The organism is Methylophilus sp. 'Pure River' (assembly GCF_046765995.1).
Lineage (GTDB): Bacteria > Pseudomonadota > Gammaproteobacteria > Burkholderiales > Methylophilaceae > Methylophilus.
Map to the genome: position 1 here is coordinate 275,630 of NZ_JBKOUE010000002.1, position 16,797 is coordinate 292,426.

Annotated in this window: 18 protein-coding genes; 15 read left to right on the top strand and 3 right to left on the bottom strand. The window is 51.6% G+C overall.

What is annotated here, in order from left to right:
• Positions 1-21: 21 nt before the first annotated feature.
• The 7 genes from ACIDE9_RS03570 to hemB all read left to right on the top strand — a co-directional run bounded on the left by ACIDE9_RS03570 (position 22) and on the right by hemB (position 6,355).
• Entirely contained in the window at positions 22-735 is a 714-nt protein-coding gene (locus tag ACIDE9_RS03570; protein ID WP_411992739.1) for a phosphoglycolate phosphatase, read from the top strand.
• Positions 736-892: 157 nt separating this feature from the next.
• Positions 893-2,410 (top strand): anthranilate synthase component I, encoded by a 1,518-nt coding sequence (gene trpE / locus ACIDE9_RS03575; RefSeq protein ID WP_411992741.1) that lies wholly within the window; start codon positions 893-895, stop codon positions 2,408-2,410.
• 1 nt (position 2,411) lies between these two features.
• Positions 2,412-2,978: an aminodeoxychorismate/anthranilate synthase component II gene (locus ACIDE9_RS03580; RefSeq protein WP_411992742.1), complete on the top strand. Its 567-nt coding sequence runs from the start codon at positions 2,412-2,414 to the stop codon at positions 2,976-2,978.
• Complete coding sequence (gene trpD, locus ACIDE9_RS03585; RefSeq protein ID WP_411992744.1) at positions 2,978-4,006, top strand: anthranilate phosphoribosyltransferase; 1,029 nt, start codon at positions 2,978-2,980, stop codon at positions 4,004-4,006. The genes ACIDE9_RS03580 and trpD overlap by 1 nt, the downstream gene beginning before the upstream one ends.
• Positions 4,003-4,506 carry a DUF3465 domain-containing protein gene (locus tag ACIDE9_RS03590; protein WP_411992746.1) on the top strand — a complete coding sequence of 168 codons (504 nt, stop codon included), beginning with the start codon at positions 4,003-4,005 and terminating at the stop codon, positions 4,504-4,506. The genes trpD and ACIDE9_RS03590 overlap by 4 nt, the downstream gene beginning before the upstream one ends.
• A gap of 50 nt (positions 4,507-4,556) precedes the next feature.
• Positions 4,557-5,345, top strand: a complete 789-nt coding sequence (gene trpC / locus ACIDE9_RS03595) for an indole-3-glycerol phosphate synthase TrpC (RefSeq protein ID WP_194752477.1) — start codon at positions 4,557-4,559, stop codon at positions 5,343-5,345.
• Between the two features lie 14 nt (positions 5,346-5,359).
• Positions 5,360-6,355, top strand: a complete 996-nt coding sequence (hemB, locus tag ACIDE9_RS03600; protein ID WP_411992749.1) for a porphobilinogen synthase — start codon at positions 5,360-5,362, stop codon at positions 6,353-6,355.
• 622 nt (positions 6,356-6,977) lie between these two features.
• Here the strand turns inward: hemB and ACIDE9_RS03605 are convergent.
• Both ACIDE9_RS03605 and ACIDE9_RS03610 read right to left on the bottom strand, forming a co-directional pair.
• The gene (locus tag ACIDE9_RS03605; protein ID WP_411992751.1) at positions 6,978-7,988 is read right to left on the bottom strand and encodes a CDP-6-deoxy-delta-3,4-glucoseen reductase; all 1,011 of its coding nucleotides are present in this window, start codon (positions 7,986-7,988) and stop codon (positions 6,978-6,980) included.
• A gap of 21 nt (positions 7,989-8,009) precedes the next feature.
• Entirely contained in the window at positions 8,010-8,465 is a 456-nt protein-coding gene (locus tag ACIDE9_RS03610) for an FxsA family protein (protein WP_411992752.1), read from the bottom strand.
• Positions 8,466-8,521: 56 nt separating this feature from the next.
• On the opposite strand from ACIDE9_RS03610, the gene cutA reads away from it, so the two are divergent.
• From cutA to ACIDE9_RS03650, 8 genes are all read left to right on the top strand, one after another.
• Complete coding sequence (gene cutA, locus ACIDE9_RS03615; RefSeq protein ID WP_411992754.1) at positions 8,522-8,830, top strand: divalent-cation tolerance protein CutA; 309 nt, start codon at positions 8,522-8,524, stop codon at positions 8,828-8,830.
• A gap of 13 nt (positions 8,831-8,843) precedes the next feature.
• The gene (gene dsbD, locus ACIDE9_RS03620) at positions 8,844-10,667 is read left to right on the top strand and encodes a protein-disulfide reductase DsbD (protein WP_411992849.1); all 1,824 of its coding nucleotides are present in this window, start codon (positions 8,844-8,846) and stop codon (positions 10,665-10,667) included.
• The gene (locus ACIDE9_RS03625; protein ID WP_411992756.1) at positions 10,660-11,193 is read left to right on the top strand and encodes a TlpA family protein disulfide reductase; all 534 of its coding nucleotides are present in this window, start codon (positions 10,660-10,662) and stop codon (positions 11,191-11,193) included. Before dsbD ends, ACIDE9_RS03625 begins: the two co-directional genes overlap by 8 nt.
• Positions 11,194-11,387: 194 nt before the next feature.
• Positions 11,388-11,825 (top strand): type II 3-dehydroquinate dehydratase, encoded by a 438-nt coding sequence (aroQ, locus tag ACIDE9_RS03630; RefSeq protein ID WP_194752471.1) that lies wholly within the window; start codon positions 11,388-11,390, stop codon positions 11,823-11,825.
• Between the two features lie 32 nt (positions 11,826-11,857).
• Positions 11,858-12,316: an acetyl-CoA carboxylase biotin carboxyl carrier protein gene (gene accB, locus ACIDE9_RS03635; protein ID WP_411992759.1), complete on the top strand. Its 459-nt coding sequence runs from the start codon at positions 11,858-11,860 to the stop codon at positions 12,314-12,316.
• Between the two features lie 124 nt (positions 12,317-12,440).
• On the top strand, positions 12,441-13,790 hold the full coding sequence (accC, locus tag ACIDE9_RS03640; RefSeq protein WP_411992760.1) for an acetyl-CoA carboxylase biotin carboxylase subunit: 1,350 nt from the start codon (positions 12,441-12,443) through the stop codon (positions 13,788-13,790).
• A gap of 2 nt (positions 13,791-13,792) precedes the next feature.
• Positions 13,793-14,695 carry a 50S ribosomal protein L11 methyltransferase gene (prmA, locus tag ACIDE9_RS03645; protein ID WP_411992851.1) on the top strand — a complete coding sequence of 301 codons (903 nt, stop codon included), beginning with the start codon at positions 13,793-13,795 and terminating at the stop codon, positions 14,693-14,695.
• Positions 14,686-15,555, top strand: a complete 870-nt coding sequence (locus tag ACIDE9_RS03650) for a DUF3426 domain-containing protein (RefSeq protein ID WP_411992762.1) — start codon at positions 14,686-14,688, stop codon at positions 15,553-15,555. The genes prmA and ACIDE9_RS03650 overlap by 10 nt, the downstream gene beginning before the upstream one ends.
• 25 nt (positions 15,556-15,580) lie before the next feature.
• Here the strand turns inward: ACIDE9_RS03650 and ACIDE9_RS03655 are convergent, their stop codons facing one another.
• Positions 15,581-16,471 carry a hydrogen peroxide-inducible genes activator gene (locus ACIDE9_RS03655; RefSeq protein WP_194752466.1) on the bottom strand — a complete coding sequence of 297 codons (891 nt, stop codon included), beginning with the start codon at positions 16,469-16,471 and terminating at the stop codon, positions 15,581-15,583.
• Between the last annotated feature and the right edge of the window lie 326 nt (positions 16,472-16,797).

The window sequence follows — 16,797 nt, forward strand, 5'->3', positions numbered from 1 at the left end:
AGCGTTGCAAGGGTAATCAAGATGCGGTTCCAAGTCAGGGTGGTGATGTTCGATCTGGACGGCACCCTGCTTGATACCGCGCCGCAAATTGCCGAAGCCGCCAACCGTATGCTGGTGGCGTTAGGCAAGCCCATGTTACCCCAGGCACAAATCACCACTTATATTGGCGAAGGCGTGCAAAACCTGATCAAACGTTGTTTGGTTGGTAGCATGCACGGTGAGCCCTCTGAGCAGGAATTTGCCCGTGCGCAACCGCTGTATCATGGTTTTTATGAGGCGAATGCGACCGACAGCCAGGCCTTTGCTGGCGTGTTGCCAGCGTTGCAACAATTGAAAAAACAAGGCTATCGTTTAGCCTGTGTCACCAACAAGCCGGAAAAGTTTACCCTGCCTTTATTGCAGCATGCCGGATTGGCGGATTTTTTTGAAATCGTTGTCTCCGGTGATACCTTGCCTAAAAAGAAACCAGACCCGTTGCCGCTGTTGCATATTTGCCAAAAGCTAGGCACTTTGCCAGCTGAGGCAGTGCTGGTGGGTGACTCTGAAACCGATATTCAGGCCGCCCATGCTGCGGGGTGCTTTGTCGTGACTGTGCCTTATGGGTATAATCAAGGGCGCGCCATTGATGTGGCAACCGTGGATGCCACGGTACAGCAACTCACCGAGGTGGTGAATTTGCTGGAGTTACCTGCTCTCTTAAGCGGGGATAACAAGAAATTTGTCCAGATATCATGATGTTTTGTGCTCATCATTCTTCCAGTTGGCCAGTATTAAGCTGGCGTCGTTCGTGGCGGGGCTAGTCCTACTCCCCGGCGCTGGTGCACGCCATTTGCACTGATCTGTCGTGAGGCTTGCCCACGACACACTCGACGATCAACCTGGAAAAAGCATCATGTTAAGCACCTTAAGCAAGACCGAATTTGACACGCTGGCGGCGCAAGGTTACAACCGTATTCCGCTGGTGATGGAAACCTTTGCCGATCTGGATACGCCTTTGTCGCTGTATCTGAAACTGGCGAATCAACCCTACTCTTACCTGCTCGAAAGCGTACAAGGCGGCGAACGCTTTGGCCGCTATTCGATTATCGGCTTGCCAGCCACCACGCGTATTGTCGTACGTGATGAGGCCTTGCAAGTCATTCAAGGCGATCAAGTCATTGAGTCGCACACTGATCAAAACCCGCTCGACTTTATTAAAGCCTATCAGGCCCGTTTCAAAACACCGCCATACGATGGATTGCCTCGGTTCACCGGCGGCCTGGCGGGCTATTTTGGTTACGAGACCATTCAATACGTTGAGAAGCGTCTGGGCAAGCGGAAAAAGCCAGACGTGATTGGTACACCAGACATCTTAATGATGGTGTCTGAAGAGATTGCTGTGGTGGATAACCTGTCCGGCAAATTGTATTTCATTGTGTATGCCGATCCGGCCAAGTCTAATGCCTATGAAACTGCGTGTACGCGCATGCATGCATTGGTGGAGAAATTACGTTGCAGCGTTGAGATTCCTGCGGCATTACCAACTGCAAAAACAGCAGCTATTTCAGAGTTTGGTGAAGATAACTTCAAAGCGGCAGTTAAAAAAGGCCAGCAATACATTCTTGAGGGCGACATCATGCAAGTGGTGCTCAGCCAGCGCATGGTGCAAGACTTTGACGCCCCGCCACTGAGTTTGTACCGTGCCTTGCGCAGCCTGAATCCATCACCATATATGTTCTATTACGATATGGATGACCATCATGTGGTTGGCGCTTCGCCAGAGATTCTGGTGCGCCTGGAAGACACCACGGTCACGTCCCGCCCGATTGCAGGGACACGCCCTCGCGGTAAAAACCGTGACCACGATCTGGCGCTGGAAGCCGAATTGCTGGCCGATCCCAAAGAGCGTGCCGAGCACGTGCAATTGATGGACTTGGGTCGCAATGATGTTGGCCGTGTCGCGCTGACGGGGACGGTGAAAGTCACTGACAACATGACCATTGAGCGTTACTCGCATGTGATGCATATCGTCAGCAACGTCGAAGGCCAGCTCAAACCTGGCCTGGATGCGATTGATGTGCTGAAAGCGACATTTACTGCAGGTACGGTTTCCGGTGCCCCTAAAGTACGCGCCATGGAAATCATTGAAGAACTGGAGCCGTCCAAGCGCGGGATTTACGCGGGTGCCGTCGGCTATTTAGGCTTTAACGGCGATATGGATGTGGCGATTGCCATCCGGACGGCGGTGATTAAAGACAACAAGCTTTATGTGCAGGCGGGTGCTGGTATTGTTGCCGACTCGGTGCCGCAGTCTGAGTGGGACGAAACCCAAAATAAAGCCAAGGCGGTGATTCGTGCCGCCGAACTGGTGCAGGCTGGTTTAGATAACCAAGCGGCCAATATTCAAACCCATGCAGGAAAGGGAGCCTGATATGTTGTTGATGATTGATAACTACGACTCTTTTACCTACAACCTCGTGCAGTATTTCGGCGAGCTGGGCCAGGATGTACATGTGCACCGTAATGATGAGATCACGCTGGAACAGATTAAAGCGATGCAGCCGGAGAAAATCGTGATTTCCCCTGGCCCTTGTACGCCGAATGAGGCAGGTATTTCTGTGCCACTGATTCATGAATTTGCTGGCAAGATTCCGCTGCTAGGCGTGTGCCTGGGTCACCAGAGCATCGGCCAGGCCTTTGGCGGCAACATCATCAAGGCCAAAACCCTGATGCATGGTAAAACCTCATTGATCCACCATACCAATACCGGTGTGTTCAGGAACCTGCCTAACCCATATACCGCGACGCGCTACCACTCGCTAGTCATTGAGCGCGAAACCATCCCGGATTGCCTGGAGATCACTGCCTGGACTGAAGATGGCGAGATCATGGGCGTCAAGCATAAGACCCTGGCGGTGGAAGGTGTGCAATTCCACCCCGAATCTATCTTGACCGAGTACGGACATGAGTTGCTGGACAACTTCCTGAAAGGCTATTAATGGTGAGTATGACGCCTAAAATCGCCTTACAGCGCTTGATTGACCATACCGATTTCACGCATGAAGAAATGCTGCAAATCATGCAGCAGATCATGAGCGGCGAATTTACCCAGATCCAGATTGCGGGCTTTTTGTCTGCTTTGCGTGTTAAAGGCGAAACCGTCACTGAAATTGCCGCTGCCGCGCAGGTGATGCGTGAGCTTTCCAGTAAAGTGGATATTAGCGATACGCGTCATTTGATTGACACTTGTGGCACGGGTGGTGCACCTAACAAGGTATTTAATGTCTCAACGGCATCAGCCTTTGTTGCCGCAGGCGCGGGTGCAAAAATCGCCAAACATGGTGGCCGTGCAGCCTCTTCAAAAAGCGGCTCTGCCGATGTGCTGGAAGCGCTGGGCGTGAATATCGCGTTGACGCCGGAGCAAGTGGTGCGTTGCGTCAATGAAGCGGGCATTGGCTTTATGTTTGCGCCAAATCATCATGCCGCCATGAAGTATGCCGCGCCTGTGCGCCGTGAACTTGGGGTGCGTACCATGTTCAACTTGTTAGGCCCAATGACCAATCCGGCCGGTGCCAAGCGCCAGGTCATGGGCGTGTTTCATCGCGATCTTGTGCCATTGCTGGCGCAAACCTTGCAAAAACTGGGTAGCGAGCATGTGATGGTGGTACATAGCGCGGACGAAATGGACGAAATCTCTTTTTCTGCCGACACTTATGTGGCCGAACTCAAAGACGGCAAAGTCAGTGAGTACACTTTGAACCCGGCCCAGTTTGGCATGCCATTGCATGACATCAACAGCATCCGGGTGGAAAGCGCACAGCATTCCAGCGAGATTATCCTGGGCTTGCTGTCTGGTGAAAAAGGCCCGGCGCGCGATATTGTATTGCTGAATGCCGGTGCTGCCATTTATGTGTCTGGCCTGGCAAATGATTTGCCATCGGGCATTGCGCAAGCGGCGCAATCCATTGACTCAGGCGCGGCCTTGAATAAACTGCAACAACTGAAAGCCTTGAGCCAGACGGCATGAAACGCTACGGATTGATTGCGCTGGTCTGTTTGCTGGCTGCGTGTCAGCAAACGTCGCAAAAGGGCGCAAGCGGCTATGGTACAAGCAATCAGCCGCAGTCAGCGGTTGAAGTTAAATCACAGGCTCAAACGCTTAACCTGCAATCACTGTTTGCTGGTCTGACAGCAGAAGACAATGCCGGCGTTAAGCAGGCTTTTGCCCAAAAGCAAAGCCATGTCTGGCTGGAGGGGAGCGGTGTGGTGAAAAAACTGCTGCCTGACGATAACAAAGGTGCCCGGCACCAGCGTTTTTTGGTCAGTGTCTCGCCTGAACAAACCTTGTTATTTGCGCATAATATTGACCTGGCACCACGGGTGGAAGCACTGAGTGTAGGTGATGTAGTGACCTTTAAAGGTGAGTATATTTACAACCCCAAAGGTGGCATCATGCATTGGACGCACCACGATCCGCAAGGGCGCCAGAGCGGCTGGATTAAACATCAAGATCATACTTACCAGTAAGCGCGCATGCGCGCAGCCAGTAAGTGAAACGATAAACATGCGAGTACATTATGTCTGATATTTTAAATAAAATTTTAGCCACCAAACGCGAAGAAATCGCTAAGGCACAAGCGATCAAGCCGCTGAATGCGATGCGTGATGAAGCGCTGGATCAGCCTGATTGCCGTGATTTTATCGGCAATATTGTTGATAAGGTCGATGCGGATAAACCAGCAGTGATTGCTGAAATTAAAAAAGCCAGCCCTTCCAAGGGCATTATTCGTGCGGATTTCAATCCGGCCGAGATCGCCAAAAGCTATGAAAAAGGCGGCGCCGCCTGCTTGTCCGTACTCACGGATGAACAATATTTTCAGGGTTCCGCAGCTTATTTAAAACAAGCCCGTGCTGCTTGTAAATTGCCAGTGCTGCGCAAAGACTTCATGATCGACCCTTATCAGGTCTATGAAGCGCGTGCCATGGGCGCTGACTGCATTTTGCTGATTGTTGCCGCGCTGGAACTGGCACAAATGCGCGAGCTGGAACTGACCGCCCATAATCTGGGTATGGCGGTGCTGGTAGAAGTGCATGATGCAGACGAACTCGAACTGGCCCTGCAACTGGAAACGCCTTTGTTGGGCATCAATAACCGTAATCTGCGCACTTTTGATGTCACCTTGCAAACCACGCTCGATTTGCTCGAAAACACGCCAGAAGACCGCTTTGTGGTCACTGAGTCCGGTATTTTTACACCGGAAGACGTCGCCCTGATGCGCAGCCACAACGTTAACGGCTTTTTGGTCGGTGAAGCATTTATGCGTCAGGACGATCCCGGCGCTGAACTGGCCAGGGTATTTGGGTAAAGCAAAGGGCTACCATGAGTAATCAATTTCTCGCTATCCGTCCACGCCGCATGCGTAAGGACGATTTTTCTCGTCGTTTGATGCGCGAGAACGTCCTCACGGTGAATGACCTGATTTATCCGGTATTTGTGCTGGAGGGCGAAGGTAAGACTGAAGAAGTGAAATCCATGCCTGGCGTGCAGCGTCAAAGTGTCGATGTATTGCTGAAAACCGCCGAAGAATGCGTCAAGCTGGGCATTCCGGCGCTGGCTTTGTTCCCGGTGGTGCCGCAGCAATACAAAAGTCTGGATGCCAAAGAGGCCTACAACCCGGATGGCTTGGTGCCGCGTACGGTCAAAGCCCTGAAAAAAGCCTTCCCTGAACTGGGCGTGATTACTGACGTCGCCCTGGATCCTTACACGACGCATGGTCAGGATGGCCTGATTGATGACACGGGTTATGTGCTCAACGATGAAACCGTTGAGGTCCTGGTCAAACAAGCCTTGTGTCACGCAGAAGCAGGTGCCGATGTGGTTGCGCCTTCTGACATGATGGATGGCCGTATTGGCGCCATCCGCGATGCACTGGAAGAGCACGGGCATATCTATACCCGCATACTGGCCTACTCCGCTAAATACGCCTCTGCTTTCTACGGTCCGTTCCGTGACGCGGTTGGTTCTGCTGGCAACCTCGGCAAAAGCAATAAATACAATTACCAGATGGACCCGGCCAACTCTGACGAAGCGTTGAAAGAGGTCGCGCTGGATCTGGAAGAGGGCGCCGATATGGTGATGGTGAAACCAGGCATGCCGTATCTGGATATCGTACGCCGCGTCAAAGACGAGTTTGGTGTACCGACCTATGCTTATCATGTCAGTGGTGAATATGCCATGCTCAAGGCCGCCGCACAGAATGGCTGGCTGGATGAGAAGGCGTGTGTGCTGGAAGCGATGTTAGGGTTTAAGCGCGCAGGGGCGGATGGCGTGTTGACTTATTATGCGATGGATATTGCGAGATGGTTAAAAGGGTAATTTTTTAACCGGCCCTTTTCGCTTTTACAGCGAGTTACTTTTCTTTGCTTGCCCAAAGAACAAGTAACCAAAAGAAATGCACCCCAGCTTCCGCTTGTATCCTGTGCTAATCGGCTTGGCGGGCGTCCATCGAAACTCGCCCTAGTGGCTTGCACAAAACGCAAGCCACTGCGGAGCTCGGACAGCCGATGGCCGAAGACCCCCGTCAATCCTGCGTTGCTCGGCGCGGCAGATCGGGACCCCGGAAACCAAGCGAGCGCAACGGTTTAGTGATTTAAATAAACGAATCTGGTTTTTGAACCGTCCGCATTTATGCGACGTGAGTTTGGCGAGATAAATCCCATTCCATCACGCTGAGTAGCGGAGACAAAATAAGAGTAGAGGGAGCGACTGTCCGAATCCCGCAGCAGCTCACGTTTTGTGTGAGCTGCCAGGTTGAGTTTCGTGACCGGCTTATGCCTAAGTCCAGCAAAGCAACGGACGAAAGTCCTAATTTGAGCAACGCAAGGGAGCCGCAGGCCGTGATGGCTGGGTGCCCTCCTCTTTGGTTACTTTCTGAGGGGCAAGCATCAGAAAGTGACTCGCCTACAGGCGAAAAAAAATAGCGCAAGGCAGAGGCAAGTTACTTAGGCGCAAACGTAAACGCATCACTATAAAACTCTTCTTCAGGCAGCCCACGCGCGACAAACGTCTGTTTGGCAATATCTACCATGCCAGGTGCGCCACACACATACACCTCAAATCCACTCAAATCCGCATGATCTTCCAGCACGGCCTGATGTACCAGTCCGCGACGGCCATCCCAGTTTTCACTGTTGTTGCCATCTGAAATTACCGGGATATATTGAATATTCGGCATAAACTGCGCCCAGCGTTGGCAAAGCTCGTCCATATACAAGTCACTGATTTGGCGTGCGCCACGGTAGAGATACACCTGTCTCTGGATCTGGTTGAAAATCATGTGCTCTATCATGCCTTTCACCGGCGCAAAACCAGTGCCACCGGCGACCATGATGATAGGCTTGTCATTTTGTTCACGCAGGAAAAAGCTACCCAAGGGTGCTTCTATGCGAAGTATGGTTTTTACCGGCATCTCGTTAAATACTTGTTCGGTGAAGTGACCACCGGCAATTTTGCGGATGTGCAGCTCGATAAAGCCTTTTTCGTGCGGGGCATTGGCGATCGAAAACGCGCGGCGGCGGCCATCTTTGAGCAGGAATTCGATATATTGCCCGGCCATAAAGGCGAGTTGTTCGGTGCCCGGTAATTGCAAATGCAGCACCATGACGTCATCGCCTAGCTGCTCTTTATGCTGGATGCGCACGGGCAGAATGCGTGGCTTGATGCCTTGCACCATATCAATCTGGCGGCATTCTATGACGAGGTCTTCCAGTGGGCGCGCACAGCAAAACAGTGCCAGGCCTGCGGCTAGTTCTGCATCGGTCAGCGCATTGCCTTGAAAGTCGTCATGCATGACTTTGCCGGTCAACACTTTGCCTTTACATGCGCCGCAGGCGCCATTGCGGCAGCCGTATGGCAGGTTGATGCCTGCTTCAATGGCGGCTTCGAGCACGGTTTGGCTGGGGCGCACGTCAAAGGTATGGCCGCTGTTTTCAATCAAGACACGATTCATAAGGCGTTGTTTTCTGTCGGGTTAATCTTTGCGAGGTAAGTGCACCACGTTGTCTGCTGGCTTACTGTCATCTACTTCGGTAAATTCGCCTTCAATCACTTCGTCGTTGGCGCTGGCACGATATTGCGCGCTGTTTTGATTGCCCGTTGTGCCTACGCCCGCATTGTTGCCGGGAATCAGCAGCAATATGACGGCGAGCACGTCGCTGATGACGCCAGGGATTAATAATAGTACCCCGGCAAACATATTCCTGGCCGTTGAAAACATGGCAGCTACCGGATTGCTACCCGCGCCCATTTGCTGGAACATGCGCGCTGCAATCAGGTCTTTTTCATTGCGTATCAATTTCAAGCCCAGGTAGCCGATAATGACCAGGTAGGCCAATACCCACCAGCCATAGCGTTGGCTGAGTTCGATCAGCACAGCTATCTCCAGAAACGGAAAAGCCAGTAGAATAGCAAAGATGAGAAAACGCATGTCAGAATCCTGTCTGTGAGTCAGCGCCTGTGACGCCAAAAGAGGAAATTATAATCGTGTTTACGCATGTGCCGAACAGGGCATGTGCCGAGCATATCGCGCAGACGCTGGTTACAGAGAAGTTGGCGGCATGTGTCAATATTTCAAGCCCGGTGACATCAATCTATCGCTGGCAAGGGCAAGTTGAGCACGCGGAAGAGATTGGACTGACCATCAAAACGACTTGTCAGGTTTATGCTGACTGCGCGACTAAGTTAAGGATGCTGCATCCTTATGAACTTCCGGAGATTATAGGCATCCATGTGAACGAGGGTTTGCCAGAATATCTGGCATGGGTGGCGGCAGAAACAAGGGTACGGGAGTAGATAGTTGATGAGAATGTGGTTAAGAAGCTGGATCGTGCTGGTAGCGCTATTGCTCGCCATGCCGCCCGTGCATGCGGCTTCGCAGTTTTCAAAGCTGTTTACGGACGATAGCAGCGAAGATTTCTTGCCCGTCGATGAGGCGTTTAAAGTCGAGGCCGGTTTGGTAGATGTAAGCCATGCGCAGCTCAAGTTCACCGTGGCACCGGGACATTATTTATACCGTGAGCGCATTCAATTGGTGTTGCCTGCCGGGGACACTGCCAAAATCACATTGCCTGCGGGCGAAACCAAGAATGACCCTAATTTTGGTGAGCAGCAGGTGTTTCACCACGACACCTTAGCCGAGGTCGCGTTTACGGGCGTCGCGCCTGACACATTGCAGGTGCGTTATCAGGGCTGTAGCGAAAAGGGCTTGTGTTACCCACCGCAAACCAAATCACTGCCTTTGTCCAAGTCACCTTCCTTTGGATCTGCGGTTTCTTCTTACAGCATCACATCTGCTGCGTCAGACGTTGCGCCTGTTGAAGAAGAGTTCTCCGGAAAACTATTATCTTCTGGCCGCTGGTGGCAGATTGTTGCGGGCTTTTTCGGGGCGGGCTTGTTGTTGGCATTGACGCCTTGTGTGTTCCCCATGATTCCTATTCTATCCGGCATTATTGTCGGTAAAAATGCGCATGTTTCGCGCGGTAAAGCCTTCACGCTGTCATTGGCTTATACCTTGGGCATGTGCCTGACTTATACATTGGCAGGGGTGGCGGCAGGTTTGTCGGGGCAGTTGTTGAGCAACGCCTTGCAAACGCCCGCCGCCTTGATCACCGGTGCGTTGATTTTTGTGGTGCTGTCTTTTTCGATGTTTGGCTTTTATGAGTTGAAGTTGCCAAGCGCGGTTGAGAATTACTTTTTTAACTGGAGCAGCCGCTTTAAAGGTGGTCATTTATTCAGTGATTTTCTGATGGGCGCCATTTCCGCACTGATTATCAGCCCGTGCGTGGCAGCGCCGCTGGCGGGTGCCTTGCTTTATATCAGCCAAACCCATGATGTCACGCTGGGCGCGGTGGCTTTGTTTTCACTTTCTTTAGGTATGGGGGCGCCATTGTTATTGATCGGTGCCTCTGCGGGCACATTGCTGCCCAAAGCTGGTGAGTGGATGAATACGATTCGGCGCTTGTTTGGTGTGCTGATGCTGGGTGTGGCCATCTGGGTCATCAGTCCGATTTTGCCGGTAACAGCTCAATTGGTATTATGGGCGGCACTCTGCATTGTGCCTGCAATTTATTTGCGGGCAATTGATCCACTGCCTGCCACGGCGGGCACGGTACAGCGCTTATTTAAAGGATTTGCGGTCATCTTGCTGCTATATGGCATCGCCTTGCTCGTCGGTGCCTGGTCAGGGGCGCGCTCGCCGCTACAACCATTACAAAATCTGATGGCAAGCTCACCTGCCAGTGTGCAGCCATTGGCGTTTGAGCGCGTGCATAGCGTGCAAGCGCTTGAGCAACGCTTGAAGGCTGCCAATGGCCAGCCGGTGATGCTGGATTTTTATGCCGACTGGTGTGTGTCTTGCAAGGAGTACGAGCAGTTTGTATTCAGCGACCCCGCTGTGCGGGCTGAATTGCAAGGCGTATTACTGTTGCAGGCCGATGTGACAGACAATCATGCTGAAGATGCCGCGTTATTGAAGCAATTTGCCTTATTTGGGCCGCCTGGCATTGTGTTTTTCAATGCACAGGGCCAGGCCATGCAGCCCGTGATTAAAGGCTATCAGGATGCTGAGCGCTTTGTGCGCACGGTGCGTGCACTTAAATTAAAACCAGTAGAGGCCTTGCCGCATGCGTAATGTCGCCCGCGTGGTCATGACGGTGCTGCTCATGGTGGTGCTTGGCAGCGGTTTTCGCTGGTTATATCTTAACCGCCACCAGTTTATGGCAACAGAATCCGCATTGCCGACTGCGGCAGACATTGCACCGGTATGGGCCACCACCCTGTTCGATCATGGCGGTAAAGCATATCCACTGGCGCAATATAAAGGCAAGCCGCTTATTTTGAACTTCTGGGCGACTTGGTGTGAGCCTTGTCGTGAAGAAATGCCGGAGATTTCTGCTTTGGCCAGTGCGCACCCTCAGGTTACTATATTGGGTCTGGCGATTGATGAGGCTGCCGCCGTGCATGAGTTTATAGAAAGCACGCCAGTGAGCTATCCCCTGCTGATAGCCGAGAATGAAGGCATGCCATTGGCTGAAACATTGGGTAACCATAAAGGTGTGTTGCCTTATACGGTGGTGATCTCCGCGCAAGGCGAGGTGACGCAAATTTTCTTTGGCCGCGTCAATCGCCAAATGCTGCAAAGTGCACTCAATTTGTAGCGTTTTAATGGCTTTTTTCTAGTGTGCACAGGCCGTCAAATCCCGTCTGTTCGCTACAAAACCACTTCAATTGTCGGCTAAATTAGCGACTTTCAATTTTCTTTAAACTGCGAATTTCTCTGGACAAAATGCAATAACTTCGGCAAACTTCGACGCCATGAAGGTTGTACTTTTCTCCATGAGAGGCGTGTGAAATGGGCACCAAATCCATCCTGGTGATTCACGGACCCAATTTAAATATGCTGGGCACCCGTGAGCCGCAGCATTATGGCAGTCAAACACTGGCAGACATTAATCAACGTTTGCAAGATTTGGCGCGCGCTGATCAGGTGCGTCTTGATACTTTTCAAAGTAATTCTGAAGCCGAGATCATTGAGAAAATACACGCACTTTCCGTGAACCGCGTCGATTATGTCATCATTAATCCGGCTGCATTCACACATACCTCCGTGGCCATTCGTGATGCTATTTCTGCGGTCAAGGTGCCGTTTATTGAAGTGCATTTGTCGAATGTGCATGCGCGAGAGTCATTCCGTCATCATTCTTATTTCAGCGATATTGCAACCGCAGTCATTTGCGGTTTGGGCGCAGAGGGATACTTCGCTGCTTATCGTTACATCCAACAACTCTAATAAACATTAAAACATTTACATTCGAGGCTTTTATGGATTTACGTAAACTCAAAAAATTGATTGATTTGGTCGAGGAATCGGGGATTTCCGAGCTGGAACTGACCGAGGGCGAAGAAAAAGTACGTATTAGTCGCGCCATGGCGCCTGGCGTTGCGCCGGTCGCACAATATGTCGCTGCCCCGGCGCCGGTTGCGGCCCCTGTGGCTGCCGCGCCAGCAGCCGCTGCGCCTGCCGCTGCTCCGGCTGAAGCGCTGGATGGCAAAGTGGTTAAATCACCAATGGTGGGTACGTTCTACCGCGCGTCTTCACCTGATGCCAAAGCCTTTGTCGACGTTGGCAGCAGTGTCAGCACTGGCGATACTTTGTGCATTATCGAGGCGATGAAGCTGCTCAATGAAATTGAGAGCGAGTTCTCTGGCACGATTAAAAAGATTTTTGTTGAAAACGGTCAGCCTGTCGAATACGGCGAACCCCTGTTCCTGATTGGTTAATCACTATGTTTGAGAAAATCCTGATTGCCAACCGCGGTGACCAGCTGCCTGCAGGCAGCGCAGCAACGAAGTTAAATTGCGTCGTGGCTGCAAGCCACGCGGCTATTGAGACGCGGAGTTAATAATGTTTGAGAAGATACTGATTGCCAACCGCGGCGAAATAGCCTTGCGTGTGCAGCGCGCTTGTCGTGAGTTGGGGATTAAAACGGTGGCCGTGCACTCTGAGGCCGACCGTGATGCTAAATATGTCAAATTGGCCGATGAGTCTGTGTGTATTGGCCCTGCGCCGTCAGCTAAAAGTTACCTGAATATTCCAGCAGTGATTAGTGCTGCAGAAGTGACAGATGCGCAAGCGATTCACCCTGGTTATGGCTTTTTGTCGGAAAACGCAGATTTTGCCGAGCGTGTAGAACAAAGTGGTTTTGTATTTATCGGCCCGCGTGCCGAAACCATCCGTTTAATGGGTGACAAGGTTTCCGCTAAAGATGCCATGAAAAAAGCGGGCGTGCCTTGTGTGCCAGGTTCTGATGGCGCCTTGAATGACGATCCGGCCGAAATCATAAAAACGGCTAAACGTATTGGCTATCCTGTCATTATTAAAGCAGCGGGTGGCGGTGGCGGTCGTGGTATGCGTGTGGTGCATACCGAAGCGGCGTTGCTCAATGCCGTGAATATGACTAAAGCCGAAGCACAAACGGCCTTTGGTAACCCCATGGTCTACATGGAAAAGTTCCTCGAAAATCCGCGCCATATTGAAATCCAGATCTTGGCTGACCAGCATGGTAACGCGGTTTACCTGGGTGACCGTGACTGCTCTATGCAGCGTCGTCACCAGAAAATCATTGAAGAAGCACCTTCTCCACTGTTAACGGATAGAATCCGTGACAAGATTGGTGAGCGTTGTGCAGAGGCTTGCCGCAAGATTAAATACCGTGGCGCAGGTACTTTTGAATTTTTGTACGAAAATGGCGAGTTCTATTTCATTGAAATGAACACACGTTTGCAGGTGGAGCATACTGTGACCGAAATGATCACCGGTATCGACCTGGTACAACAACAGATCTTTATTGCTGCGGGCGAAAAATTACCGTTCCGTCAGCGCGATATCGTGTTGAATGGTCATGCCATTGAGTGCCGTATTAACGCTGAAGACCCGTACACTTTCGTGCCTTCACCAGGCTTTATCAATCGCTTTCATATGCCTGGCGGCCCTGGTGTGCGCATGGATACCCATGTTTATGGCGGCTATACCGTGCCTCCGCATTATGACTCCATGATCGGCAAGCTGATCACGCATGGCGCGACGCGTGAGCAAGCGATTGCCAGAATGCGCGTGGCCTTGTCCGAGATGTATGTTGAAGGCATTAAAACCAATACTGCGCTGCATTCTGACCTGATGGCCGATTTGGCCTTCCAGCAAGGCGGTACCAGCATTCACTACCTGGAGCAGAAGCTGGGTATCAGCTCGAAATAATGTTGCATTGGCTGTTACTTAAAATTCAATCGACTGAGCCGCAAGCCGAGGCGCTCAGCGATGTGCTCATGGAACATGGTGCATTGTCTGTCAGCATAGAAGATGCGCACGCTGACACAATGGCCGAGCAGGCCATTTTTGGCGAACCTGGCGATCCGCCGCCGGGTATCTGGGAACAGAATATCGTTACTGCCATGCTGGATGCCGAGGCAGATGTGCAATCCTTGCTGGCCAATGTGCAATCTGACTTGCAACTGGATGGCTTGAAGTATCAAGTGGAGCAGATTGAGGAACAGGACTGGGTGCGTGCGACACAGGCCCAGTTTGACCCCATTCGTGTCACCGATGACTTGTGGATTGTGCCTTCATGGCATCAGGCGCCAAATGCCGATGCGATCAATATTGTGCTGGATCCTGGCCTGGCCTTTGGTACTGGTAGTCATCCAACCACGCATTTATGCCTGAGCTGGCTGGCGCAATTGCCCAAGCCGTTGCTGGCTGGTGCCAATGTACTGGATTACGGTTGCGGATCTGGTATTTTGGCCATCGCCGCTAAAAAACTGGGCGCACAAAGTGCAACAGGTGTGGATATTGATACGCAAGCCGTGATTGCCAGTCGCGATAATGCGGCGAATAATCAGGTCGATGCGATTTTTTATGACTCGGCAGATTACTTGCACGAGCCATTTGATATTGTGGTTGCCAATATTCTTTCCAGTGCGCTGATGGTATTGGCGCCCGTGATTGCCTCATCTTGCAAAAGTGGCGGCAAAGTTGCATTATCCGGCATATTGGATAGCCAGCAGGATATCTTGCTGGCACATTACGCAGAGTGGTTTGAAATGGATGCCCCCATCCAGCAAGATGGATGGGTCTTGCTGACGGGAACCAGAAAATGTCCTTGATTACGGCCTGCCCGGCCTGCCAAACACAATTCGAAGTTACGGATGAGCAACTGCAAGCCTACGCAGGCAAAGTGCGTTGTGGCGAATGTGACCATGTGTTTGATGCCCGCTCACATTTGCTGGATGCGCCTGTTTCAGCCTCAACAGAGGCAACCTTAGCTGAAGCAAATACTACAGAAGCCACCAGCGATGCAGCGGTTTATTTCAAGGTGAGTGCCGAAGCAGCCAATGCCGACGTGCCCACGGCGGTGCCTGATTTACCGTTGCCTGATACGGTTTCCCCAGACTTTAGCGCTGATACAGACACTGATCCTGGGCCGCTTATTCCTGCATTCTTGCGCGACGTTTCTCTGGCCGATGAGCGCCCTGCTGTTATTGAAACGCCAGCCAGCCAGCGCCTGTTTATTGGGTTATCAGGCCTGCTAGCGCTATTAATTGTATGGCAATGGATATACTTCACACGCACCAGCCTGGCGGCCAATTACCCACCTGCCAAGCCGCTGTTGCAGGCCATGTGCCAGTCATTGCATTGTGAGGTGAGTCTGCCACGTGACCTTGCGCAGTTAACCATAGACGATGCCGATATTCAGGAACATAAAGAGCGTCAGGGCGTACTCATTTTTTCCAGCGTGCTGATGAATCATGGCACGGCTGCGCAGGCTTACCCCAAAGTAGAGCTGACTCTGACCAATATGGCAGATGAACCGGTATTACGTAAAATCCTTGAGCCTGCAGCTTACTTACCTGCCTCGGTCAAGGTAGCTGAAGGCCTGCCGCCACAGCAAGAGCAGGCCGTCAAAGCTTTGCTTGGTGTCGATGAAAAACTAGTCACCGGTTTTCGCGTCGCCATCGCCTACTAGCTTGCTATCCCGTAGCACATGGCATTTATGCCTGCGCTTTACCAACTTCTGCCATCACTTGTCCAAGCACCTCAATAGCGGCGGTGCGTACAAAGCTCTTCCGCCAGGCTAATGCAATGCGTCGGCTAGGCGCCGGTTTGCTAAACGGGATGACCCGAATCAGCGGATTTTGATAGCGCGATACGGTCGCCATGGCCGGTAAAACCGTAATGCCCAGGTTGGAGGCCACCATATTGCGTATGGTCTCCAGTGAGTTACCCTGTAATACCTCCCCTTTGCGGCTCAACTCCGGGCAAGCCTGCGTCACCTGGTTGCTAAAACAATGGCCAGTATTCAACAGCAGCACTTTCTCGTTACTTAACTCATCCGCATGAATGGTCTTGCGCGTCGCCCATGGGTGGCTCACCGGCACCACGACATTAAAGTCTTCATCGTAAAGCGGGATGGTTTCAATGCCAGGCACATCAAACGGCAAAGCAATCACTGCGGCATCAATGACACCATTTTTGAGTTGCTGTTCCAGGGTCGCGGTGATGTTTTCTTCGACTTCCAGCGGCATATGTGGCGCCGTTTTTATCAATGGCGGAATGATTTCCGGCAGCAAGTAAGGCCCTACCGAGTGAATCATGCCCAGTTTAAACAGGCCATTGAGCGGGTCGTTGCCATGTTTGGCCATGTCTTTGATTTTAGCCGCCTGCTCCAGCACGATATTCGCTTGCGCAATAATTTGCTCGCCGATCTCGGTGGGGGTGACCTCATTACGATTGCGTTCAAACAATGACACGCCTAATTCCTCTTCCAGCTTTTTAATGCCCAGGCTCAGGGCGGGCTGGGTCACAAAACACTTCTCGGCGGCGCGGCGAAAATTACGTTCTTGTGCCACGGCTAACACAAACTTCAATTCAATCAGGGTCATGGCGGTGCTCTTATAAGGTGATGGCTGATAGTGTAATTCTATTAATTTTATTAATCAATAATATCAAAACATACAATTATACAAATTAATGTCGGTTGCCTAGAATGCAAGCCATGTACTCATTCGTACTTCATTCATAAGGAGAAAACATGTTGGCCTGGCTGTATACCGAACCCCCTGATTTGCAGGAAACATTGGCGGCTTACGCTGCCTGCTTTTAATCAGCGACAAGATCGCTATGATCGTTGGGACGATGAACTATTATCGCAATAATTAAGAAGTAGTATATTGATCATCTGGACATTTCTGGTGTCTGGATGACCATA

Excerpts from the sequence above, each read along its gene's own strand:
- ACIDE9_RS03610 (WP_411992752.1), bottom strand. The coding sequence starts at position 8,465 with ATGCGTTTTCTCATCTTTGCTATTCTACTGGCTTTTCCGTTTCTGGAG.
- accB (WP_411992759.1), top strand. The coding sequence starts at position 11,858 with ATGGATTTACGTAAACTCAAAAAATTGATTGATTTGGTCGAGGAATCG.
- ACIDE9_RS03650 (WP_411992762.1), top strand. The coding sequence starts at position 14,686 with ATGTCCTTGATTACGGCCTGCCCGGCCTGCCAAACACAATTCGAAGTT.
- ACIDE9_RS03580 (WP_411992742.1), top strand. The coding sequence starts at position 2,412 with ATGTTGTTGATGATTGATAACTACGACTCTTTTACCTACAACCTCGTG.
- trpD (WP_411992744.1), top strand. The coding sequence starts at position 2,978 with ATGGTGAGTATGACGCCTAAAATCGCCTTACAGCGCTTGATTGACCAT.
- ACIDE9_RS03605 (WP_411992751.1), bottom strand. The coding sequence starts at position 7,988 with ATGAATCGTGTCTTGATTGAAAACAGCGGCCATACCTTTGACGTGCGC.
- trpC (WP_194752477.1), top strand. The coding sequence starts at position 4,557 with ATGTCTGATATTTTAAATAAAATTTTAGCCACCAAACGCGAAGAAATC.
- trpE (WP_411992741.1), top strand. The coding sequence starts at position 893 with ATGTTAAGCACCTTAAGCAAGACCGAATTTGACACGCTGGCGGCGCAA.
- hemB (WP_411992749.1), top strand. The coding sequence starts at position 5,360 with ATGAGTAATCAATTTCTCGCTATCCGTCCACGCCGCATGCGTAAGGAC.
- ACIDE9_RS03625 (WP_411992756.1), top strand. The coding sequence starts at position 10,660 with ATGCGTAATGTCGCCCGCGTGGTCATGACGGTGCTGCTCATGGTGGTG.
- dsbD (WP_411992849.1), top strand. The coding sequence starts at position 8,844 with ATGTGGTTAAGAAGCTGGATCGTGCTGGTAGCGCTATTGCTCGCCATG.
- ACIDE9_RS03655 (WP_194752466.1), bottom strand. The coding sequence starts at position 16,471 with ATGACCCTGATTGAATTGAAGTTTGTGTTAGCCGTGGCACAAGAACGT.
- ACIDE9_RS03570 (WP_411992739.1), top strand. The coding sequence starts at position 22 with ATGCGGTTCCAAGTCAGGGTGGTGATGTTCGATCTGGACGGCACCCTG.
- accC (WP_411992760.1), top strand. The coding sequence starts at position 12,441 with ATGTTTGAGAAGATACTGATTGCCAACCGCGGCGAAATAGCCTTGCGT.
- aroQ (WP_194752471.1), top strand. The coding sequence starts at position 11,388 with ATGGGCACCAAATCCATCCTGGTGATTCACGGACCCAATTTAAATATG.
- ACIDE9_RS03590 (WP_411992746.1), top strand. The coding sequence starts at position 4,003 with ATGAAACGCTACGGATTGATTGCGCTGGTCTGTTTGCTGGCTGCGTGT.